General features: G+C 52.2%; 16 protein-coding genes. 7 read left to right on the forward strand and 9 right to left on the reverse strand.

Annotated features, from left to right (window positions below; translation table 11 throughout):
* Positions 1-111: 111 nt before the first annotated feature.
* Both FH871_RS18925 and FH871_RS18930 read right to left on the reverse strand, forming a co-directional pair.
* Entirely contained in the window at positions 112-312 is a 201-nt protein-coding gene (locus FH871_RS18925; RefSeq protein ID WP_114407472.1) for a hypothetical protein, read from the reverse strand.
* A 213-nt stretch (positions 313-525) separates the two neighbouring features.
* Positions 526-5,985 carry an alpha-2-macroglobulin gene (locus tag FH871_RS18930; protein WP_138992971.1) on the reverse strand — a complete coding sequence of 1,820 codons (5,460 nt, stop codon included), beginning with the start codon at positions 5,983-5,985 and terminating at the stop codon, positions 526-528.
* A 238-nt stretch (positions 5,986-6,223) separates the two neighbouring features.
* On the opposite strand from FH871_RS18930, the gene FH871_RS18935 reads away from it, so the two are divergent.
* Complete coding sequence (locus FH871_RS18935; protein ID WP_138992972.1) at positions 6,224-6,748, forward strand: pyridoxamine 5'-phosphate oxidase family protein; 525 nt, start codon at positions 6,224-6,226, stop codon at positions 6,746-6,748.
* 132 nt (positions 6,749-6,880) lie between these two features.
* Here the strand turns inward: FH871_RS18935 and FH871_RS18940 are convergent, their stop codons facing one another.
* The gene (locus tag FH871_RS18940; RefSeq protein ID WP_138992973.1) at positions 6,881-8,680 is read right to left on the reverse strand and encodes an acyl-CoA dehydrogenase family protein; all 1,800 of its coding nucleotides are present in this window, start codon (positions 8,678-8,680) and stop codon (positions 6,881-6,883) included.
* Positions 8,681-8,937: 257 nt separating this feature from the next.
* Here FH871_RS18940 and FH871_RS18945 point away from each other — a divergent pair, with 257 nt between their 5' ends.
* On the forward strand, positions 8,938-11,016 hold the full coding sequence (locus FH871_RS18945; protein ID WP_138992974.1) for a LysM peptidoglycan-binding domain-containing protein: 2,079 nt from the start codon (positions 8,938-8,940) through the stop codon (positions 11,014-11,016).
* A gap of 39 nt (positions 11,017-11,055) precedes the next feature.
* Here FH871_RS18945 and FH871_RS18950 read toward each other — a convergent pair whose 3' ends face one another.
* The 5 genes from FH871_RS18950 to FH871_RS18970 form a co-directional block, all read right to left on the reverse strand.
* Positions 11,056-12,231 carry an acetyl-CoA C-acyltransferase gene (locus FH871_RS18950; RefSeq protein WP_138992975.1) on the reverse strand — a complete coding sequence of 392 codons (1,176 nt, stop codon included), beginning with the start codon at positions 12,229-12,231 and terminating at the stop codon, positions 11,056-11,058.
* Positions 12,232-12,295: 64 nt separating this feature from the next.
* Positions 12,296-12,655 (reverse strand): four helix bundle protein, encoded by a 360-nt coding sequence (locus FH871_RS18955; RefSeq protein WP_138992976.1) that lies wholly within the window; start codon positions 12,653-12,655, stop codon positions 12,296-12,298.
* Between the two features lie 65 nt (positions 12,656-12,720).
* Entirely contained in the window at positions 12,721-15,174 is a 2,454-nt protein-coding gene (locus FH871_RS18960) for a 3-hydroxyacyl-CoA dehydrogenase/enoyl-CoA hydratase family protein (RefSeq protein ID WP_138992977.1), read from the reverse strand.
* A gap of 116 nt (positions 15,175-15,290) precedes the next feature.
* Positions 15,291-15,761, reverse strand: coding sequence for a MarR family winged helix-turn-helix transcriptional regulator (locus FH871_RS18965; protein WP_138992978.1), 471 nt, complete (start codon positions 15,759-15,761; stop codon positions 15,291-15,293).
* A 134-nt stretch (positions 15,762-15,895) separates the two neighbouring features.
* Positions 15,896-16,933 carry an oxidoreductase gene (locus FH871_RS18970; RefSeq protein ID WP_138992979.1) on the reverse strand — a complete coding sequence of 346 codons (1,038 nt, stop codon included), beginning with the start codon at positions 16,931-16,933 and terminating at the stop codon, positions 15,896-15,898.
* A 175-nt stretch (positions 16,934-17,108) separates the two neighbouring features.
* Here FH871_RS18970 and FH871_RS18975 point away from each other — a divergent pair, with 175 nt between their 5' ends.
* Together FH871_RS18975 and FH871_RS18980 are read left to right on the forward strand one after the other, a co-directional pair.
* Complete coding sequence (locus FH871_RS18975; RefSeq protein WP_138992980.1) at positions 17,109-17,777, forward strand: hypothetical protein; 669 nt, start codon at positions 17,109-17,111, stop codon at positions 17,775-17,777.
* 243 nt (positions 17,778-18,020) lie between these two features.
* On the forward strand, positions 18,021-19,466 hold the full coding sequence (locus FH871_RS18980; RefSeq protein WP_138992981.1) for a S41 family peptidase: 1,446 nt from the start codon (positions 18,021-18,023) through the stop codon (positions 19,464-19,466).
* A gap of 127 nt (positions 19,467-19,593) precedes the next feature.
* On the opposite strand, the gene FH871_RS18985 is transcribed toward FH871_RS18980, so the two are convergent.
* Complete coding sequence (locus FH871_RS18985; RefSeq protein WP_171062888.1) at positions 19,594-19,983, reverse strand: gamma-glutamylcyclotransferase; 390 nt, start codon at positions 19,981-19,983, stop codon at positions 19,594-19,596.
* 88 nt (positions 19,984-20,071) lie between these two features.
* Between FH871_RS18985 and FH871_RS18990 the strand changes: the two genes are divergently transcribed.
* From FH871_RS18990 to FH871_RS19000, 3 genes are all read left to right on the forward strand, one after another.
* Complete coding sequence (locus FH871_RS18990; protein WP_138992983.1) at positions 20,072-21,535, forward strand: TonB-dependent receptor; 1,464 nt, start codon at positions 20,072-20,074, stop codon at positions 21,533-21,535.
* Positions 21,536-21,660: 125 nt separating this feature from the next.
* Positions 21,661-23,295 carry a sodium/sugar symporter gene (locus FH871_RS18995; protein ID WP_138992984.1) on the forward strand — a complete coding sequence of 545 codons (1,635 nt, stop codon included), beginning with the start codon at positions 21,661-21,663 and terminating at the stop codon, positions 23,293-23,295.
* Between the two features lie 278 nt (positions 23,296-23,573).
* Positions 23,574-24,218, forward strand: coding sequence for a hypothetical protein (locus FH871_RS19000; protein ID WP_138992985.1), 645 nt, complete (start codon positions 23,574-23,576; stop codon positions 24,216-24,218).
* Positions 24,219-24,258 lie beyond the last annotated feature (40 nt).

A 24,258-nucleotide genomic window follows, 5' to 3' on the forward strand; every position in this document is an offset into this window, starting at 1 on the left:
TTGCGGAGGAAACTCCCGTTAAATGAAATAAACCCATTCCCGACTTTGGTTAAAAATCGTCAGGAATGGGTTCACGGATGGATATAGTATAAAGAAAAACTACCAATACGATTAGTAGCGCCGTTCGAGCATTTCGAGAATACGCAGCCACGGCATGCCGCTGCGTATAAATTGATCCAGCGGAATCTCCGAAAGGAGATTAAACCGCTTTTCCAGACTCTCCTCAATAGGTTGATCTTTTTTAGATGAATGCTGACGATATAATTCATCGCCCATCATGCTGGATAAGAGGTAATAGCGATTGTATTGCATACGATTACTTAATCTTTTCGGTGACACAAAGGTAGACTACAAAACGCCTTTCTCCAACCCGTTAAAACAGTTTATTCGAACCAACCTGCTCCTAATCAGGGGAAAACGAATGGTTTAACCGACTTGGAATGAACTCGTCCCACCGGATAAAATGGTGGGATATACTTAATAGACGCAACTTAGTCTCAAAAGTCACTTTTCGATTTTTTTTTGTTAGTATGTGGTCAGGATTCCACCCCCCGAATAGCTCCGCAAACTGCCGTCATACATCGCATCGGCAGAGACCGGCCCCAGCGCAAAACGACCTTTGGACACCACCCGGGCGAGGTAGTAAAATGTTTGAACGGTTGTTCCGGCGGAGGTGAAAAAATGAATCCGGTCGTCGCGCACATCGAAGTGTTCCGGCGTCGAAGCCCCTTTGATCCAGGGCATTTCACGGGGTTCGGTCAGGCGCGGATTTTCGATCTCAAAACCGGCGGGCAGCATGTCCGTCACCACCACATTGTTGACCGCAATTCCGTTGTCGCTCGCCAGTGAAATCCGAACCACCACCAGATCATTTTGCTTGAACGACGACATCGGCGAACCGTCGCGGTCCAGAAATTCCCGCCGAACCCGCAAACCGGCATCTTCTTCGGTGTAGTTTCCCGTCGCACTCAATCCTTCGGTTTGGGCAAACCAGTAGAGACGACCAGTGCCCTGAGCCGCCAGCTTCAGTTTCCGGTTGGCAATACCGGTCGTCAGATTCAGCGTTTTGCCGGTAAACTGCCCCACGGTTTTGCCATCTGCCGACAGCGTGGCGGTGGCCGTCGAGGTAGCGGTTTTTTTGGCAATTTTGCCCAGCGCCAGTACGGCAAAAACCGACTCCTGCGTGTTCAGGTACGCACTCGTATTCAGCGCCTGTGAAAGTTGCCGGGCCAGCGTCGGAATCTGCAAATTGTCCGGATCGATTTCCAGCAAGGTGTTCAGCACCAGCGCCAGATTCCGAATCGGCGAGGCATAGCTGCCGCCCGATTGCCGCTGATTAATCGTATTGGTGAATTTTTTGGGTAACAAGGCATTATAACTCCGCGTATCGCCGGTGAGGTAAAACGCAGCCGCCAGCAAATACCGGCTATCCGGTGTCAGTGAATTTTCGTTCGGCCGCAGGGCTGCGGTTTTGTAATAATTCATCGCCGGACGGTTGGGTTGGCCACCCAGTGCCAGCGCGTATAACCCGTACAGATTCTGCCGACTCACCACTTTATGAACCGTGTTGCCGGTTTCATCACGAACAACTTCATCCTCCAGCGCGGGGCTGCTCGTGCGGACATTCAACCGATCCAGTGCTTTGCTGTATACCGACGGACTCACTTCAAAACCGGCGCGTCGGGCTTCAGTCAGGAAATGAACCGCGTAAGCCGACGCCCAGCCGTCTTCTGTCGGCAAACCGGGCCACATACTAAAACCGCCGTCGGCCAGTTGCATCGATTCCACGCGCCGGATGGCTTCCTGAACCGTGTAGTTCGGATTCAGATCACTGTCGCCCGAACGGACGAAATACGTTCCCGGTTTACCCATCGTTTTGAGCACTTCGGCAAAATACAACTGCGGAAACGCTTTCGAGATCGTCTGTTCCATGCACCCGTACGGATAGCCGAGCAGATACGACAACTCCTTGCTCAATTGAATCATCGGCGACCGGCTGACGGTCAACTGACTCCGCACCGTACCGGGAATGTATGAATTGGTCAGATCGATGGTTTGGGATTGATTGGCGGCCACGACACCTGATTGGGCGGTTTTCAGCAAAGACGTCACCGGCCGGACGGTGAGGTCGAGACTTTCGCTGAATGTTTCGTTCAGGCCTTTCACCAAAACCGTCATATTTCCCGTTCCGATGGCGGTTTTTGCTTTCACGGCGAAGGTCGCGCGGGCTTCCTGCCCCGGCCCGATGGTGAGTTGCTGCGTGGTCGCACCGTTGGCCAGTAAAGCCCCGCTCAGTTTGAGCGAAGCCGTCACGGTAGCCGGTTTTTTGGTGGTATTGCTGATCGTCACGGGCAGGCTCAGCTCGTCGTCCGGACTCAAAAAACGGGACGCGCCGGTGCTGATGACGAGCGGATCGGCCACTTTCATGTTCTTCGTCGCCGAACCGAACGACTTGCCTTTGTAGGCGACGGCCATAACCCGCAAATCGCCCGAAAACTGCGGAATCGCGATATCGAAACTGGCTTCTCCGCTGCCGTTGGCTTTCAAAACGCCACTCCACAAAGCCACCAGTTTAACGCGTCCGTTGCTCAATGGATTGATGCGTTTGCCCAGATTGTAGCCGTCACCACCAAACGACGAACGGCCGGAAAGGGCTAATTCGGGAAACAGGAAGGCATACAGATCGTGGCTGTTGACCTCCAGAGCGCGTTTCTGGTAAAAATAACCGTGGATGTCGGGCGTCTGAAAGTTCTTCAGTTGCAGAATTCCCTCATCGACGACGGCCACCGTCAGTTCAGCATTCGGACTGGTTTTGACCGAAATGTGCTGTTTTGTTTTGGAACGGGATTGGGTCACCGCCGTAATTTCCACCGGCAATTTCGTCTCCGGGTCTTCTACCGAAATCGGCGCAAAACCGTGGGCCACCATGAGTGGCAGATTGGACCCATCGACGGGCCGGATAAGCGTAGCCGTCACGTAAACCGTTGGCAGATGTTCATTGGACAAACTAAAGGTCAGTTCGGCGGATTTCTGGTCGGTTTCCAGCACATGCGTTTCCAGGACTTTGTTGCGTTCCAGCGTCACCAGCAGTTTTCCGGCAAACGGCGTTTTGAACAGCACTTTCGCTTTGTCGCCCACCTGATACTTTTCCTTGTCGAACTCCATCAAAACCTGCCCCTCGGTGCTGACTTCGAACGACGAACTTTGGGTCGTACCAAAACCGTAGGCATAATACGAAACCGCCGTGTAAGCCGCAGCCACCTCGCCGGATTTGCCCGTTCGCCGGATGCGCACTTCGTATTCGCCCGAAACCGTCGGCACATAACTGAATTTCGCCCGACCGTCGCCGAACGTCAGGTTATTGGTGTAAACGACCTTCTCGCGTTTTTTCGAGACATACCGCAACTGGTCGTACTGTTTTTCAACGACCGTCTGGTAGTCGAAGCGCACCACCTCAGCCTGCGCCGTGGCTCCTTTTTGTAAATTGCCGTTTCGATCCACGGCTACCACATCGACGGGCAGCGGAGCGTTGGTGCCGACGTAAGAATCCGCCAGCCGAATGCCGTAAAAGGTTTCCTGTGTAAACACATCCAGTTGCTTCAGGCGATTGACCGGGCGGCTGTTTTCGTCAAAAACCGTGACGAACAGTTTGCCTTCCAGCACACCGATGTCGCGGTAACTGGTTGAAATCGGAAACCGTTCAACGGCCTGGCCGTTGGCGTCGGTAACGCCCTGGCGCAGATTTTTTTCAAACGAGGTGTTGCTTTCGATGGCAAACGTGTAGTCCGGGAATTGTTTGGCCGTAAACGCCCGCTGCTTCAGTTGCAGGTCCATTTCGTAGGTTCGGCCGGTGGCGGGCGGACCAAAAAGGTTCGTCGCGGTGGCGGTCATCGTGACGGTTTCGCCGGTTTTGTAGGCGTCGCGTTCGGTGCGGGCTTCCACCCGGATGCGGTCGGGAATAAATTCCTCGATGCTGATGTTCCGCGACGCCAGCAACACGTCGTTGGCGTTGTAAATCTCGGTGACGTACGTGCCCGTGACGGCCGCCGGATCAATCGGAACATCAGTGGACACGGCGCCCTGCTCGTTGGTCGATTGGCGCAGCACCCGGTATTCTTTGCCATTGGGCGACAGCACTTTAATCTTCAGCGGAATCTCGCCGACGCTCTCCCAAACCGGGTTGCGGATGATGGTGTTGAAGTGAATTGTTTCGCCGGGGCGGTAAATGTTGCGGTCGCCGTAGACAAAGGCATCAAAACCGGTCGGGTTGTCGCGCTTGCCTTCCACCTCGAAGCGCGATGTTTCGACTTTCGCGTCCTGCAACAGCAGGTAATTGAAATCATCTTCGGTTTTGGACAGCACCATCGCCAGTTTGGAACCGGGGTTTTTCTCCGTTATTTTTTCAAAATGCGCGACACCTTTGCCGTTGGTTTGCACCGTGGCAATGACCTGGTTGTTGCTGCTGATCAGCGTGATATCGACGTTCGCCAGCGGCTCGGCGGTTTTGATGGAGTTGGCAAACACCCAGACTTCGTCGTTGCCCTGTTTGGTGATCAGGCCAATGTCCGACACCGAAATCAGTTTGGTCGCGCTGATGAACGCATCGTCTTTCGAACTGACCGTAACGAGGTAAATACCCCGGGGCGGATTCGGACTGGATGCGGTTTGGTCGGGGAGGGACAGGTTCAGGGCCGAAACGCCTTTGGCTTTGGGTAAATTGGTCGTTTCGACGGTTTTCTGAACGATGATGTCGCTGTAATTCTGTTGTTCATCGTCGTAATAATAGTGCGTTCCCAGCGGTTTCCACTCGCCGTCGATTTCGCCACTTTCTTCGTAGCGACCCGAGCGCAGGTAGTGCAGAATGTTATTCTCGTACACCTTTGCAATCTTCACGTCCACCTTCGGCACGTTGACGATGTTGACACCCACGTTTTTCGCGCCTTTCGACGAAAGATAAACCGCCCGCTTGTTGACGAAGGAAATACCGGCGGGCATTTTCCCAAAAAACACGTCTTTTGAAACCGCTTCGACCAGTCGTGCGCCCAGAACGCCTTTTAGCTGATCGGTGAGCGTCAGCACGTACGTTTCGGTTTCGTTGAAATTGCCTCGGATGATAAAACCGTTCTCGGTGAGTTCGGCGCGGCTTTCGGCTTCCGGTGTCAGGGTATAATAGCTGCTCAACTGGCTGGCCTGCAATTCCTGCGTCGTGATGACCCGGATAACGCCTTCGTTGTTTTCAAACCCGGTTTTTACATCCACCACCTCCAGGCTGTATTGCGAGGGCAGCGCGGTCGTTTGTTCAAACGCTTCTTTGGTGCTGAATGCCGTATTCGGTACTTTCAGGCCTTGTCCGACCTGAATTTTCAACGGGGTTTCGCTGCGGGAAGCGGGGGCGTTGGCGAGCGTAACCGGGATGGTTTCGTTCAGCGACGTTTGCAGAACCTGCGTCGTCAGCGGTTTTTCCGCTTCGGCTTCAATTTTCAGTAAACCGGCCAGTTCGGTTCCGCTGACCGGGTAATTGAAATTCAGTTTCGCTTTGGCAACCGGTCGGCCGTTCTCGCCCCGTGTCCACCAGAATTCGGTGTCGGCGAGCTGGAGATACGGCGTATGGAAGGCGATGGTTTCATTATCGAGCGAGAGTTGCGCGTCTTTCTGCTGACGAACCAGGGAATTGTCCAGTTCGGCCTTGTATTCCGTGGCCGGTTTGAACGCAACCGCTGGCGAAAACACCAGTTCGTTGGGGGCAGTCCACTTAAAATTGCCCGCAACCGCCGGTTCAAAAACCACGTATTGCGTCGAATCCCATTCGTTGAGCCGACCTTCCGGCACGAGGTCTTTGCTGAACGTAAAGACCAGATTTTGGTTCCGGCCCACTTCGTCTTCAAAGTTTTGGTTGATCAGCCGGACGGAATTACTGAGGTGGGAACAAGTGCTTAAAAAAAACAGGACGCTAAGGGCCGTTAACGAACGCAGGTACGTCTTCATGGTTTGGAATTGTTACGGAGAAGAACAGCGAAAGGTCTTAAAAATAGTTGGCATTTTGCAACACAAATGAATAAATGGCGGTTTCAGGCTGGTAATCACCGCTATATCACAGATGGCAGGAAGAGAAATCCAGATCGGTTCTACGGAATGAGGGGCCACACAATCGGTCTCGCCAGTCCGCAAAAACATAAAGTACGCACAAGCCGTTTTGCCGACTCACCCTTATTTCAACGGAGTCATGCAAGATCCCCGACACGACGAAGACGGCCATATCCAGAATCTCGCTGGAGCAGAAGCCCTCGAAAAATTGAAAGACCTCGCCGAAGGCATGTGTATGTTTACGACCTTCACTGACAGCCGACCGGCCCCCAGCCGCCCGATGGCGTTGCAGGGAGTAGACGATGACGGCGCCCTGTATTTTCTCAGCGCGGCTTCTTCAAATAAAAATAAGGAACTGGCCGCCGACCCGGCGGTGCAGCTTTTCTTCTGCAAGGAAGGCCCTTCCGAATACCTCAGTTTGTACGGCACGGCTACCGTTTCGCAAGACCGTCAAAAAATTGAAGAATACTGGACAACCTTCGCAAAAGTCTGGTTTCAGGGCGGCAAAGACGATCCGGATCTGACGGTGATTCGTGTACAGCCCGAAAGCTGCCGCTACTGGGATACGAAAAACAACCGCGCGGTGTCGTTTATCAAGATGGCGGCTTCGCTGGTGACCGGCAAAACGATGGACGACGGCGTGGAAGGCGAGTTGAAGGTCTGATTCATTTGCTAAAAGCAAATCAACAATAAAGCCGACCGCGAATCCGCAGTCGGCTTATACAGTTTTGGTTTTTAGTTGTGAAGTTAATTGGTCGGTCTAGCGGTTTTTCGTAAACCGCTAGACCTGAGTTTCTTAGAAAATGTACTTATTCTCCGCAATCATCGCATCGGCAATCCGGCGACGGGTGTCTTTCAGGTTCAGCGGTTCAATTTTGGTGAACCGTTTCAGGCCCATCAGCATCACGCGGAGTTCATCGCCCTCGGCAAACGACGAGATGGCGGCTCGACCCGCGTTGTTGATTTTCTCGACCGCTTCGTGCAGATACACCAGCGCGAGGTCTTTCTGCAACGCGACTGACGATTCGCCCTTGATACCCGTTAGTTTTTCAACCCGCAGCAAAACCGATTCGGCCACGTAGAGTTCAATGACCATATCGGCGAGATTCATCAGGATTTCCTGCTCGTCCGACAGTTTCATCATGAGCTTCTGAACAGCCGCACCGGCCACCATCAGGATGGCTTTTTTCAGGTTCCGCAGCACTTTTTTCTCGGCCGCAAACAGCACTTCTTCTTCGTCGGCGCTGAAATCCGGAATCGACATAATTTCTTTCGAAACCGCCATCGCCGGGCCCATCAGATCGAGTTCGCCTTTCATGGTTCGCTTCAGGATCATGTCGACGGTCAGCATCCGGTTGATTTCGTTCGTGCCTTCAAAAATCCGGTTGATCCGGGCGTCGCGGTAGGCGCGGTCCATCGGCGCGTCGGCCGAATACCCCATGCCACCGTAGACCTGAACGCCTTCATCGACCACGTAATCCAGTGCCTCGGAACCGTGGACTTTCATCATGGCGCATTCGATGGCGAACTGCTCCAGGGCTTTCAGTTTGGCTTCCGAATCACCCAGGCCGTTGGCTTTCAGCGTTTCGATCAGGTCGTCGATGTTCTGACCGGCGCGGTAACAGGCGGTTTCACAGGCATATACTTTCACCGCCATTTCGGCCAGCTTGTGCTTGATTGCGCCAAAACTCGAAATCAGTGTGTTGAACTGCTTGCGTTCGTTGGCATACCGGATGGCGTTGTTGATCACTTCTTTCGAACCACCGACGGCAGCCACGCCCAGTTTAATCCGGCCAATGTTGAGAATATTGACGGCAATTTTAAAACCGTTGCCCCGCGTCGACAGCAGATTTTCGACCGGTACCTTGCAGTCATTGAAGAAAATCTGGCGGGTGTCGGAGCCTTTGATGCCCATTTTGTGCTCCGGTTCGTTCATGGTAATGCCGCCAAAATCCTTTTCGATAATGAATGCACTCAGGTTTTTATCCTCATCGATTTTGGCGAAAACGATAAACAGATCGGCAAAACCGCCGTTCGTGATCCACATTTTCTGGCCGTCGATGACGTAGTGTTTGCCATCTTCGGTCAATTTGGCTTTTGTTTTGCCGGAATTAGCGTCCGAACCCGAATCCGGCTCGGTCAGGCAGTAGGCGGCTTTCCATTCGCCGGTTGCCAGTTTGGGCAGGTATTTCGATTTCTGGTCGTCGTTGCCGTAGTATACAATCGGCAGGGTTCCGATACCGGTGTGCGCCGACAGCGCCACGGAGAACGAATGCCCGGCACCGGTTACTTCCGTTACCAGCATCGACGTGTTGAAATTCATGCCAAAACCGCCGTATTCTTCCGGGACCGACGTGCCGAGCAAGCCCAGTTCGCCGGCTTTGTCCATCAGTGAAGCAATCAGATCCGGCGATTTGGCCTGGTCGATTTCGTCCAGACGAGTCCAGATTTCGCGCTCCAGAAACTCGCGGCAAGTCGCGGCAATCATTTGTTGTTCTTCCGAGAACTCCTCTGGAATGAACACCTGCGACGCATTGGTTTCTTTGATCAGAAACTCTCCGCCTTTCAGCGATGCTTTATGGTCCGTTGCAATCATGATGTGTAGGTCGAATAGGGGTTTATAGGTTGGTATGCAGGCATACCGTTACCATGCAAAAGTAAAAAAAGTAGAAATAGTATGCAAGCATACGGGTTTAATTTGGCGTTGGTTCTTCGTAGGGAGTGTATCCTCGGTTTGTTAATGAAATGGGTCATTTGGTAGCTATAAAGTATAAAATTAATCTCATTTTTGCTTGTACACGTATGATTTAACTGTATATTTCGTCTATTATTGGGTACGACTATTGCGTAGGTATGATCCAGGAAAATAAATTCAGACCAGCGGTATTGCGGAACGGCCTGAATCCGTCGTTCATCAGGCGGCTGTTTGGATTAATTTTAGGCCTTCTGTTTCAGGGTGGAGCCGTTCATGCTCAGGGCGTTCCCCGGATTGATAACCGACTTGAATTTGCCGGTGTAACGATTCTGTTGACCCCGGCCACGCAGCATTCTGTTCAACAGGAAGCGGAATTGTTGTATGTCAATCGGGCATTGGTGACGGCCCGATTGGAACGAATGAACGCCTTCTTTCCGATTATCCGGCCTCTTCTGGCTCAATATTCCCTATCCGACGATTTTTTATTTCTGGCTCTTCATCATCCGGTATCGGTTTCCGATGAGGCTTCTTCCGGTTTTTGGGCTTTGGACAAGACGGTCCTGCACGATCTTCGAACTGACGTTTTTGTGGATGAACGGCGGCATCCCATCCGGTCGACGCGGGCCGTTTTGACCCGGTTAAAACAACTGTATACCCGAAAGCCGAACTGGGTATCGGTCATTCACCGGTACGATCAACTATTGCGGGGAGACTCGACCCAGCTTTTGGCCCGGGACCCCGTAGATGGGAAAACTTACGCTCTCAATGACCCGCAGGATGTGTTTTTAATCAGGTTGCTGGCTTCTAAAATGGTTCTGGAACGCGCCTTGTCGGTTTATCATCCCCAGAAACAAACGGTTTTGTTTCCGTATGAAGAAACCAGAGGAAAAACGCTGGCGCAAATTGCGGAAACGTGTCGGGTTAGCGAAAACCTGGTTAGCTCATACAATACCTGGCTGCAAGCCCCCCGCATACCGGAAAATGAGGATTATACGGTTTATGTCCCGACAACGCCGGAACAGTATGCCGGGTTGAAACAGCAAACCGGTTCGTCGGGCGAGCGTCAGGCGGCTCTCCAGGATGCTGGTTTCCCGGTATTACAAAAAAGTACGGCGGAACCCGGTAAACGGGGTGGGATATTCTACCAGATTAACGGAAAAAAAGGAATTCAGGCGCAGTTGTTCGACAACCGGATCACGCTGGCTTACGAGGGCAACGTGAAGGTAAAAAAGTTTCAGCGGTATAACGATCTGCGAAGCGACCGGCCGATTGTTGCGGGGGAAATCTATTACCTGCGAAAAAAAAGGAAACGGGCCAACGTGCCGTTTCACATTGTCAGACGCGGGCAGTCGCTTTGGTCCATTGCCCAGCAATACGGGATTAAACTCCACAAATTGATTGCGTACAATGGGGTCAATCCCGAGCAGCAACCCGCAGTGAACCGGATTTTATGGTTGCAGAAAAAGCGCCCCGCCAACCTGCCGGTGGAATATTACCGGGCACCCGCCGAATCGCCTTTGACGCCTAAAACCGAACCCGTCCTGGCCGTTACCAAACCGGACTCAGCCAATCAGAAATCCGGCGTTTTGAAACCGGAGCCGACTGAGCAGCCCGAAAGGGTGGCGCTTGCCGAAGAGCCTTTGACCACCGTTCCAAGCCGAAGCACCTTGTCGACGCTGGATAGTATGATTGCGGCACTGAACGAACCGGAAGCCCCGCAATTCCGCTCGGGGGCGACCAAAACCATTCAGCCTGTTCGGGCAACGGAGAAAGCGGTTCCGGCGAGGGAAACCGAAGAAGAGCCGGAAGAGGTGAGTGGTCCGCTGATTATGCACGTGGCGGAAAAAAATGATACGTATGCGACGGTGGCCCGGAAATACAACGTGACGGTTTCCCAATTGTATCTCTGGAATAATTTGTCGGCCCAAAAACCGCTCCGGCCCGGTCAGGCGTTGTTAATCGATCAATCGAAGTCGCCCACGACAACCGGTTTAGTTCCGCTGGCCGCTAAACCTGCCAAACCCGCAATGGCTCGACCGCCTGTGGCAAAACCGGCAGCGTCGGCTGCTGTACCTGTCAATTCAACGGGTGAACTGATTCATGTGGTGAAACCCGGCGAAAATATGTACCGGATAGGCTTGCGTTACAACGTAAAACCGGAGCAGGTTCGCCAATGGAATAATTTACCGGATCTGACGGTCGTTGTGGGGGCACGATTGGTCATCCGGAAAAAATAAAAGGGGCCGAAGCCCCTTGTTTTTAGATTCAATTCGTGTTTAAAGCCGCTCAAAAATCCCGGCAACGCCCTGCCCTCCGCCGACGCAGGCCGAAACCATGCCGTACTTCTGGTTCTGACGCTCCATTTCATTCAATAACTGAACGGATAAACGCGCGCCGGTTGATCCGAGGGCGTGACCGAGTGCGATAGCCCCGCCGTTCGGGTTGATTTTGCTGCGATCCAGTCCGAGTTCCTGAATAACCGCCAGCGATTGGGCCGCAAAGGCTTCATTCAGTTCAATTTGATCAATATCATCCTGTTTCAACCCGGCTTTTTTCAGGGCTAACGGAATGGCGTTCACCGGCCCGATGCCCATAATCCGGGGTTCGACGCCCGCGGCAGCATAAGAAACCATCCGGGCTTTCGGTTTCAACCCTAATTCGTTGACCAGCTTTTCGGACATCACGATGACAAACGCGGCTCCGTCGGAAGTCTGCGACGAATTGCCCGCCGTCACCGATCCACCAGCCGCAAAAACCGGTTTCAGCTTGTTCAGGGCTTCAAAACTCGTATCGGCGCGTGGGCCTTCGTCTTTGCCAACGGTCCATTCGCGGGTTTTCTTCTTGCCCGAATCGGCATCGAAATACGTTTCTTTCACCGCAATCGGCACAATTTCACCGTCGAACTTCCCGGCTGCCTGAGCCGCCAATGCTTTCTGGTGTGATTCGTAGGCAAACTGATCCTGGTCTTCGCGGCCAATTTTAAATTGTTCGGCCACCTGCTCGGCGGTTAGTCCCATGCCGATGTAATAATCCGGGTGTTTCTGCGCGATTTCAAAGTTCAGGGCGGTTTTCCAACCCATCACCGGCACCAGCGACATCGACTCGGTGCCACCCGCAATGATGCAGTCGGCCAGTCCGGCGTGGATTTTGGCGGATGCGATGGCGATGGCTTCCAGTCCCGATCCGCAATACCGGTTGATGGTCATCCCCGGCACACTGTTGGGTAGCGACAGCAGGGCAATATACCGGGCAATCTGCATGCCCTGCTCGGCTTCCGGCACGGCATTGCCAACGATCAGGTCTTCGACGCGGGCGGGGTCAAAATTCGGAACCTGTGCGAGCAAGTGTTTGATGACTTCAGCCGCCAGGTCGTCGGGGCGGGTGAGCCGCAATCCGCCCCGGGGAGCTTTCCCGACGGCGGTTCTATAGCCAGCTACGATGTATGCGTCCATTTTTTTATTGAGATGAAAGAGATTAGACAAGAGACAAGAGAAACTCTCACATTTGAGAAACAAGCTAGCTTTCAAACTTCTTGTGCAGTGAGAATATCATTTTCTGTATCTCGTGTAGTTTTCTGGTTATTTCTTGAACAATAGTTTCTGTCAGGAAATTTAGACGATTTGCCACGATTAGTTGTGTTTCTAATTCGTAGGATGAAGCCAGTGAGATAGATAAGAAACGAGCGAATTCCTTATTACTGCCCCGTCCAGATCCTTCCGCGATATTGGAAGGAATGGAAACTGCCGAGCGTTTAATTTGTGAAGACAAACCGAATTTCTCATCATTTGGAAACAGGGGAGTCAACTGGTAAATAGCTGTCACAAAATCTACCGATAACTGCCATACTTTTAAATTTCTGAAATTGTGGGTTTCCATTTTTTAAATATGAGGTTATGATGAAAGATCTTTACTCTCTTGTCTCACATCTCGCATCTATGTAATCAATTCCTAGGCGGCTTCCCCCCATTCAATAACCCCTGAATCCGCTCCAGCGTCTTTTTCTCACCAGTTAGCGAAAGAAAAGCTTCCCGTTCCAGATCGATTAAATACTGTTCACTGACGTTTTGTGGCGAACTCAGATCACCACCGCAAATGACGTAGGCCAGCTTTTCGGCAATCTTCTGATCGTGGTCAGAAATGTAGCGGCCCATGCGCATGGCGGTAATTCCGGCTTTGAACAACGCAATACCGGTTTTTCCCTGCACTTTGATGTCCTTGCGCGGTTTGGGTTGCGTGTAGCCGTTTTCGGCCAGTTCGATGGCGACCTGCTTGGCCTCGGCAATCAGGCGGCTGCGGTTCAGCACGATTTGCGCCGAGGGCAGCAGGTAATTCATTTCGCGGGCTTCCTGCGCCGAGGTCGAGACCTTGGCGGTGGCGATGTTCATGAACATACTTTGCAGAATGTTCAGTTCGGGATCGCCGGTTTGGTAGAGATCGCTGGCGCGGGCGGCCATTTCCTTGGTGCCACCCCCCGCCGGAATCAGGCCGACGCCCACTTCCACCAGACCCATGTACAATTCGGAATGGGCCACCACGCGATCGACGTGCAGGTTCAGTTCGCAGCCCCCGCCGAGGGCCAGCGAATGCGGAGCACCCACCACCGGAATGGACGAATACCGCGCCCGCATCATCGTCTGCTGGAACTGCGCAATCATGAGGTTGATCTCGTCAAATTCCTGCTCGATGGCAAACATGAACAGCGTCGCCAGATTGGCTCCCGCCGAATAGGCCTCCGACGAGTCATTGCCGATCACCAGGCCGCGAAAATCCTTTTCCGCCAGACTGATGGCTTTGTGGATGCCTTCGATCACTTCGGCACCCATCGTATTCATTTTGCTGCGAAATTCCAGGTTCAGAATCCCGTCGCCCAGGTCGTAAATGACCGAACCGGCGTTTTTCCAAACCACATTGTTCGACAAACTTTCCAGCAAAATAAACTGCTCCGTCCCCGGAATGGCTTTGTAGCTTTTCGTCGGAATGTCGTAGTATTTCCGAACACCGTCTTCTACTTTATAAAAACTGTCAAAACCGGCGTCGAGCAGATCGTATACCCACTGCGCCGGTTTAGCCCCCTGCGATTCAATCAGGTCAATTCCCTTGCGAATGCCGATGGCATCCCAGGTTTCGAACAGGCCCAGTTGCCAGCCAAAACCGGCGGTGATGGCGGCATCGATCCGGTAGAGTTCATCGGCGATTTCGGGAATGCGGAGACTGGCGTACCGGAACTGGTCGGCAAAGGTTTTGCGGTAGAACTCACCGGCGTTGTCCTGACCGGCCAGGAGAACCGAAAACCGCTTTTTGAGGTTGTCGATGCTCTTGGTGCCTTCCAGCGTCGCGAATTTCACTTTCTGCGACGGTTTGTATTCAAACGTTTTCGGGTCGAGCGCCAGAATGACCGACTGGCCCTTTTCGTCCTTGATTTTCTTATAGAATCCCTGGCCGGTTTTGTCGCCCAGCCACTTGTTTTCCATCAGCTTCTGCATGACGGGCGGCAATTGGAAGGTGTCTTTCGACTCGTCGTTGGTTAGCACGTTCAGCAGGTTGCTGGCCACATTCGCCGTCGTGTCCAAACCGACGACATCCGACAGCCGGAACGTTCCGGACTTTGGGCGACCCACCACCGGGCCGGTCAGTTTATCGACTTCCTCAACGGTCAGCCCCATGTCTTCGGCCACGCGAATGGTCTGGATCATGGCGTAGATGCCCAAACGGTTGGCAATGAACGCGGGCGTGTCTTTGCACAAAACCGTGGTTTTTCCCAGATATAAATCGCCGTATTTCATCAGAAAATCGATGATAGCCGGGTCAGTTTCGGGGCCGGGTATGATTTCGAGCAGGCGCAAATACCGGGGCGGGTTGAAGAAGTGGGTTCCGCAGAAATGCCGCCGGAAATCCTCACTCCGGCCTTCGATCAGCAGGTGCATCGGAATCCCGGAGGTGTTCGACGTGATCAGCGTGCCCGGTTTACGGTATTGCTCAACGCGCTCGTACAGCGATTTTTTAATATCCAGCCGCTCCACCACTACTTCCATAATCCAGTCGTATTTGCCGATTTCGGGCAGATTATCGTCGAAATTTCCCCGCGTAATCCGTTGGGCGAATTTCGGACTGTAGAGCGCGGCCGGGCTGGCTTTCAGCAGATTCTGAAACGCATCGTTCACAATCCGGTTGCGGACGGCGGGTTTATCGAGCGTCAATCCTTTGGCTTCCTCGGCGGGTGTCAGTGTGTTAGGGGCGATGTCGAGCAGGAGCACATCCACGCCGATGTTGGCAAAGTGAGCGGCAATGCGCGAGCCCATAATCCCGGAGCCCAGGACGGCTACCCGACGAATGCTGCGGTTTTTGGCGGTCGGAGTCCGGCCTTCCGATTGTGGTTTTGCAAGGGTTGCTTCCATGATATTGAAATAGGGTCTGGATCTTTATTGAAGAGTAGAGAGATGAGCCAAGAGAAGAATAACTGGGTCGTCCGACGAATTGTCTTACCTCTCTGGTTTCATTTCTTTACTCTCCTTCACTTCATTACGAATTCGTTAATTCCGCTCGCTTTCATTTTGGCATTTTCATCCTCCACCAGCCGGTTGATGTCCTTCATAACGTCGAAGAAAACCACCAGTTTTTCCAGCGGGATATTGTCCCGAATCAGGTTATTGAACTGGATGACGCCCTCGCGGGCTACTTCGCGTTTCTCTTTCCCGGCATCTGTCAGCACGATACGAACAAACCGTTTGTCGTTTTCGTCGATGACACGCCGAATCCAGCCACGCTCTTCCAGGCTTTTCAGCATCCGGACGAGGCTGCGCGGCTCCATGCCCAGCAACGGTCCGATTTTGGTAGCGGGCGTGCCTTGTTCGGTGTCGATGTTTAGCAACACATAGCCGATGGCCATCGTCATATCGTAGCGGATTGCGTAGGCATTGTACATCCGCGAAATCGCGTGCCAACCCGTTTTAATGTGATAATCGACGGTTTTCTCTTTCTTCATCTTCAGTTCTCGTTGCTCGTTAGGGGCCATCAACTGTAAAGCTACTATATAGACGAGGTATTATGCAAGCATACTATTGAAGAAATGAAGATAAAGTTGGGATAAAACCGCAAGACAAAGAGCGCCTAAAACCGCTATTTCACCTCCCTGATCACCGCAATTGTTCCTTTGGCACCCACAGCCCAGCATTGGCCGCCCGAACAGTCAATGGAATGAAAAGCCGAATCGTCAATTTTGGTCCAGGTTTTTCCGAAATCGTCGGTATAACCCGTTCCCGATGGCCCCACCGCAATGAGCCGCTTGTCCGACAACCACCCGACGGCTTCTTTCAACCCCGGCGGGTCGGTGGGGGTACCGGCTTTCCAGGTTTTGCCACCGTCGGTGGTTACGGCCACGTTCTGCCAGACGCCTTTTTCATTTTTGTAATCGCCCCCAACGGCCATGCCATTCTGGCCCTGCGCATCGAACCAAAGCCCAAAAATGCCGGCCGTTGGACCCGCCGGAATGGGCGTTTCGATCACTTGCCAGACCGACTCGGGCGTTGCCGCCGTATACAATCGCCCGTTGCCGACGCCCCCCGATGCAATCCAGGCCCGCTGGTAACTATTCATCCGCCATTTATATCCCCGCGTGATCAGGCTGGTTCCGCTGGCGGCAAAGGCGGCTTCACCCGTGGGAAGCAGCGGCAGGTTTTCCGCCGGAACCCGCTTCCAGTTTTTGCCGCCGTTCGTCGTGGTCATCACATACCAGGTTCCGTTGACCGGATCGCTGAACACCATGCCTTCCCAGCGGTTCCAGAAATCCATCGAGTCGAAAAAAACACCGGGTTGTTTAGTCTGGTAAATGAGCTGCCATTTTTTACCGCCGTCGTTGGTGCGATACAATCGGGCCTGGCCTTTTTCGGCGGGGCCGGCGGCCATTAGAATGGCTTCTTTGGCACTGAAAGCGTGGATATCGCGGAAGTCGCAGGTTTCGGCTCCCGGCACGGTTCCGGTTTTCCAGGTTTTTCCGCCGTCGGCCGTGTGGACGAAGGTGCCTTTGCTGCCGCCCACCCAGACAACCTTCCGGCTCACCGCGCTGACGGCCCGAAAGTTGGCGTCGGTGCCACTGGTTTGGGGTTGCCATTGGGCAAAAACAAGGGAGGGGAGCAGCAGGAACAAAAGCAGTTTCATACGGGAAAAGAGCGGTTTTAACAGGATTAAATAGCAATACAGACCGGTTGTGAGAACCAGAACCGGCAAGGTAGTTTATTTTTGTAAACGGCTTTTCGTGAATGGTAACCGGATTGGTGCCGATTCACGTATGTTTGTTCCGAAATACTGCTAACAACAACGAACAGAATACCTTATGAAAAAGATTTTCGCCCTTATCGTAGCCTTCGGCTGGAGTATACTGACGTATGCACAAGCGCCGGAGAACGTGGTTTCTGCCAAAATTAACGGGAAAGAGTGGCAAGCCAAAGCCCAGCGGCTCAATCTGCCTTTTACCGGTGTCAAATACCTCGCCATTGCCGGGATGAATGTGAGCCCGGATGTGCAGACCTGGATTCGTTTTGTGTATGTCGACCAACTGAAACCGGGCACTTATCCGGTTATTGCGGAAAACGACCGGGAGATGGAAAAGAAATACAAGGAATCGAACGGCAACGTGATTTGGGCGCTTGTCGATTACACGGAAGAAGCGAAAGGATTAGGCCATGCATTCCGCGATGGGGAGTCGTGGAAAGGGACGGTGACGATCACCAGTGTGACGGATAACAGCATTGAAGGCACGTTTGAGGCCACGTTGAAAGAAGTGACGTATAAAAAACGCGCTTTGGCAACCATTTCCGGTTTTGGAATCCGGCAAAACCTGGAAGACAAAGCCATTACGGCGGCCGGGGGCGGTATGCTGACGAAGTCGGGGCCGCATGATCACGACAACACCAAACGCACCGAAGGCAGCGGTGAAATTTCGATCACCGAAGGTAAATTTAAGGTGAGCTGGGGCAAGGATTCGGCTAAAAAAGATAAATAATACCCACCAAACAGTTACGTCCACCGGGAATTCGTCAGCGCGAATTCCCGGTGGACATTTTTATGCGCTCTAATGGACTATAAACGGTACTAAGAAAACCGCAAATGGCTGTTAATTCTGATTAAAATACAATTAATCACTGGGTTTAGTAGAACAAATGGCCTGCCGTAGCGTTAAAATATTGTAACGAGTCACACGTTAGACTTACACACATTTTCAATTCGCATCAACGAAACGAACCTAATGAAAATTTCTGTGAAGGTACGGCAGTCTGTCTGGATGGTGATGGCAGGCCTTGGTTTTTGGATGACTGCCTGTACGAAAGACCCGTCGGTTACCCCGCAGTCACCGATAAGTGGCACCCCTTCGAAGGCCGACCAACCGGTAAATAATTGGATTTTGGAGAACATGCGGGCGGTGTATTACTGGAATGACAAAATCCCGGCTAATCCGGATACAACGCTGGCAGCCGCTCCCTTTTTTTACTCCCTGCTTTACGATTACAACAACAGAGCCAACCCGGAGCGCGACCGGTTTTCGTGGATTCAGGAAAGCGCCGACGAACTGAGGTCGTCACTGAGCGGAGAACAAAAAACCACGGGTCTGGAGGTCAAGTATTTTCTGCGGACGACAGGTTCGACGGATGTGATTATCAAGGTGCTATATGTTTTACCCGGTTCCCCTGCCTACAAAGCCGGTCTGAAGCGGGGCGATATCATTACCACCATCAACGGCCAGAAACTGACTACCGGCAATTATGCTTCGCTGGCCAATGATCCAACGACTTTCAACTACGGTTTGGCCAAACTGGAAAGTGGACAAATCGTGGATACCCAGGTCGTGAAAACGGTTACGGCGGAAGTGTTTCAGCAAAACCCGGTTTTTCTGGATTCGATTTACGCAATTGGTGGAAAAACGATTGGCTACCTCGTCTATAATCAGTTTATCCCCGGCCCGAATGGCAGCACAACGCCCATCTACGACCAGAAACTGGAGCAGATTTTCAGTAAGTTCAAGGCGCGGGGCGTCAATGAATTAGTGTTGGATTTGCGCTATAATCCGGGCGGTTACGTGTCGTCGTCGGTCAAGCTGGCGAGTATGATTGCCAAAGGAGTCGATAATACGAAGACGTTTTACCGCACGGAATACAACAAAGACGTGATGGCGGAACTCCAGAGTCAAAATCAGACGGCTCAGTTAACGACCCGCTTTCAGACCAAAGCGCAAAACATTGGCGGCAACCTATCGCGGGTGTTCGTCCTGACGACGGGCGGAACCGCTTCGGCCAGCGAATTGATCATCAATGGCTTAAAACCTTTTATGCCGGTGATCACCATCGGCGAAACCACCTACGGCAAGAATGTGGGTTCCATCACCATTTCGGATGAAACCGGCAAAATCAAGTGGGGGATGCAACCCATTGTTTTCAAGTCTTTTAACGCCCAGAACCAGTCCGATTATTCGACCGGTTTTACGCCAACAATCATAAAAAGCGAACCAATGGCCTTAAAACCATTGGGGGATCTGGAAGAAGTATACCTGAACGCGGCAGTGGCCCAGATTGTCGGCAACGGAACCGCCCGCATTTCCGCCGATCAGGGCCCACAATTGCCCGCCATCGGCTCCTCGGTTGAACGCCGGGCCGGGGGCAGTAATATGTTCGACGACCGGAGTCCGTTGAATTTGTGATGGGTCTGGACGTCAAATACAAAAAATCATAAATGGAAAATGATGAATGCTAGATATAAAAGTGTTTGAAGAGCACGTCTTCACTTTTATATTAAGCATTCATCATTTTCCATTTATGATTCACTGTTTACCCCAAATACCGCCCCGACGCAATACGCGGTAATGAATCTGTTGGCGCTTTGAAAAGATACGTCCAGCAATCGACCAAACCGTCAGCGGTTTGGACCGGCACAACAGACCGGACATACTCATCCCCTTCGTAGTCATCGAGCGTTTCCTGCTCCCGTTCCCATACCGATTTTGTGAACGAATAGATTTCTCCATACACATCCGTTTGGGCTGCAGGGTCATAAACCGCTCCGGGGTACATGCCAAGATCGTATAACCGGCCGGGGAAAAAACCCGGTCCGAGAAGCCGGGCTTTTTGACGTAAATCCTCCGCCATTGGGTGTTTTGACGCACTCAACAGGGTTCCGTAAACAAAAAGGCGGATAAAAGACGTTGTAGAAGTAGACATTCGATAGGCGGTATTCACCAGGATATTTGTAAATTTAAACCAAAAGTTAGCTTGCCCGTCGCATGTGAACTCGTCTACTCGCCAACCTATGTACGATAAAACCATTGGAACCAAACAAAAAGGGCTGCGAATCAACCTTGACCGGCGGATCTACGGCTCTTTTGCCGAAATCGGGGCCGGGCAGGAAACCGCAGCCATGTTTTTTAAAGCCGGGGGCGCATCAGGAACCATTGCCAAAACCATGTCGGCGTATGATATGACCTTCAGCGATGCGATTTATGGCCCGGAAGAAAGCGGGCGCTACGTGGTCGAATCGCGGTTGATCAAAATGCTCAGCAAAGAGTATAGCCTGATGGAAAAACGGCTGGCCGAGCAGCGCGGAGAAACTACTACATTTTTTGCATTTGCCAATACGGTCGTTGCTCTTAACTACCAGAAAACCAACGAATCACACGGCTGGATTGGCCTGCGGTTTCAACTCGAACCCAAAGGACCTTATAACGACGTGATTATCCACGTCCGGATGCTCGACAACGAGAACGTGTTGCAGCAGCAGGCGCTGGGTGTGATTGGCGTCAACCTGATCTACGGTTGTTATTATTACCATAAATCACCGGAAACCTTGCTGTTGTCGCTCATGGACGATCTGTCGCCGGAGCGCATTGAAATTGACATGATCCGCTTCGACGGACCGGATTTTCCCAACGTCGATAACCGGCTGATGAGCCTGTATCTGGTGCGGAACGGTTTTACCAATGCCGCTTTGTTTGGGCCGGATGGGCGGGTGTTGCAACCCTCGGAAGCACTCTATAAACGCCATATCGTGTTGTTGCGCGGGCGATTGCGGCCTGTTACCAATGTTCACGTCGATATGCTCAGCAACGGACTGAAGCAGTTTCTGGAAGAACCCGAAATTGACCCCAATCGCGTGGTGACCATTGCGGAGTTAACGCTTCACAACCTGGCGGCCAACGTCGATCACGGGATCGACGAGAAGGATTTTCTTGATCGCGTCGATATTCTGTGCTCGCTCGGGCAAACGGTGATGATTTCGAGTTTTCTGGAATATTATCGGCTGGTTTCGTACCTCTCGCGACTGACGCGCCTGAAAGTGGGGCTGATTCTGGGCATTCCCAATCTGGAATACATTTTCGAAGAGCAGCATTACAAAAACCTGCCGGGCGGTATTCTGGAGTCATTTGCCACGCTGTTCAGCCGGAAAGTGAAACTTTTTGTCTATCCAACGCTGCTCTCCGACGGCGTGATTTACCGGTGTCAGGATTTTCAGTTGCCGCCCAACCTGCAACCGCTGTATCAATACCTCATTGCCAACGACAAAATCGAAGACATTACCGATTACAACGAAGAAAATCTGCACATTTCGACCGACCGCGTGCTGCAAATGGTCAAAGCCGGGGAAGATGGCTGGGAAGCGATGGTGCCCGAGGGCGTTGCCAAGATCATCAAAGACAACTGCCTGTTTGGCTATCCGTGTGAGGTGGAACTTCAACCGGTTACGCAACAAGTTCAGACGGTAACTCCGAATCCCTGACAGCACTCGCAGACCCCGTCAGGGACTGGTCTGCATGAATTTTACGGCGTCCGAAAAGGTGGGAAGTTGAATAGGAATGGAAATAGTTCTATTTTGCCGTTCTTTAAGCCTAAAACCACCTTGGAATGAACCACCTTCAACCCGCCGATTACGCGGTGTTCCTGCTGTATTTTGTCATTGTGTCCGGCTACGGGTATTGGATCTACCGCCGTCGGAAATCCGCTGAAACCAACACCAAAGACTTTTTTCTGGCCGAAGGATCGCTGACCTGGTGGGCCATCGGAGCTTCGCTGATTGCATCGAACATCTCCGCCGAACACTTCATCGGCATGGCCGGGTCGGGGTTTGCCATGGGGCTGGCCATTTCGTCGTACGAATGGATTGCGGCTGCTGTGCTGATCATCGTGGCGGTTTATTTCATCCCGATTTACCTGAAAAACCGCATCTATACCATGCCGCAGTTTCTGGCGCAGCGGTACAACGACACGGTCAGTACGATTCTGGCCATTTTCTGGCTTGTCGTTTACGTACTCGTCAACCTGACGTCGATTCTGTACCTGGGAGCCATTGCCATCGAGTCGCTGGCCGGTATTTCGTTTACGACCTGCACCATCGGGCTGGCTCTTTTCGCCATTTTTATCACGTTGGGCGGTATGAAAGTCATCGGTTATACGGATGTCATTCAGGTGGTGGTGCTGATCACCGGCGGTTTGGTGGTGACGTATCTGGCCTTGCAGCTGGTGTCCGACAAACTGGGTATTTCCGGCGTCTGGAACGGTTTGCTGTCGTTGCGCACCGAAGCGGATTCCCACTTCCACATGTATTTTCCGGAAGGCCATCCGCACTACAGCGTGTTGCCCGGTATGGCGCTGGTAACCGGTGGCATGTGGGTGAACAATCTGTCGTACTGGGGTTGTAATCAGTACATTGTGCAACGGGCATTGGGAGCCGATTTGAAAACCGCCCGGAGCGGTATTCTCTTTGCCGCTTTCCTGAAACTGATGATTCCGCTGATTGTCGTGATTCCGGGCATCGCGGCTTATGTGCTGTTCAAAAATGGTACGTTTCAGACCGAAATGACCAGCAACGGTGCGGTTCGGCCCGACAATGCCTACCCGGTTTTGATGAACTTGTTACCAACGGGCATGAAAGGGCTGGCGTTTGCCGCTTTGACGGCGGCTGTGGTAGCGTCACTGGCGGGGAAGTGCAACAGCATTTCGACGATTTTTACGCTCGATATTTACAAGAAATTCTTCGACAAAGACGCGTCGGAGCAGAAACTGGTGCGGGTAGGCAGGTATGCGGTGGTGGTTGCGTTCATCATCGCCATCATCATTGCGCCCATGCTGCGGTCGTTCGATCAGGTGTATCAGTACATTCAGGAATACACCAATTTCATTACGCCGGGCGTTTTCGCCATTTTCCTGCTGGGTTTTTTCTGGAAACGCGCCACCACACGGGCGGCTTTGACGGTGGCCATCGTCACCATTCCGCTGTCGACGCTGCTTAAATTCTGGGCAGAAGTGATGGAGACGTTCGGGATTCAGGCGGCTGACATTCCGTTTCTGCACCGCACGATGTGGGTTTTCTGCATTGACATAGCCATCATGTTCATCGTTTCGCTGACCGATCCGGCCAGCCACTACAACGAGAAAGGCCTGGAAATCGACCGGCAAATGTTCAAGGTAACGCCGTCGTTCATCGCCGGTTCGGCGCTGATTCTGGGAATTCTGGTGGTTTTGTACGCCAATTTCTGGTGATGATATGTTGTATAGGGTTAAATAATGGGCCACGGTTTATTCATTACAGAGCCGTTGATGCCCTGTAAGGGGCTCCACAGCGCAGCGTTAGCAGCAGTAAATGAATCACCTTGCTACCTTCGCACAATACGATTCGTTTAAAATGCGCTTTGCCATCAAGTTTTAGATTGGGTCGGATGTGTATTCTTGGTATAGTCAAAAGCGTTCTAATAAAAATATAATCAAACATTAATCATATAAACATCGTTTTTTCGTAGATTTCTAAAAAAATCTCGACGATGAAAACACTATACGTCTTGTTGCTGGCATGGCCCGTGGGAGTATGGGCGCAGTCTGAACCCTTGAAACCGATTGAAACAGTTACCTACTCTGTCCCCATCTATACCCAATATGGCTACCGAAACCAGCCTTCCATGCAGTATCTGTACGACGGCATTGAAGTCCGTCGGGCGACTGATTTAGGCCAGTACATCCTGGCTTCCAACGATCCGAATGCCATTCGTGAATACCGGCAGTTCAAAAGTGGGCGTGAATTGGGTACCAGCCTGATGCTCGTCGGTGGAGTTACGTCACTGGTGGGGATAATTATTACGGCCAATCCCAAAGAGGTACAAAGTCAAAACGGTGTTCCCAAAGGGTTAACGTATTACAATGGCGCCTGGTACGGAAATGGATTGGTCTACCTCGGTAATCCGTACGCGAATACAGAAACGAAAAAAGAAGTCAGAAAAGGCGGGCTCGTTACCATGACAACCGGCCTGAGTATGTTTCTGATTGGTTCACTCATCCGCATTCCCGGTTTCCATTTCCGCCGTTCCATTCAGTATTATAACAAATCGTTGCAGACCAAAGGCGTCTCTTTCCGGCTGGAACCGCACATTGACTATACCAATGCTGGGATGGGTGTGGTCGCGCGGTTTTGAAACTGAGCGATTTATCCGGATTTTTTTGAATCTTTCCCGG

The organism is Larkinella sp. C7 (assembly GCF_006149005.1).
Lineage (GTDB): Bacteria > Bacteroidota > Bacteroidia > Cytophagales > Spirosomataceae > Larkinella.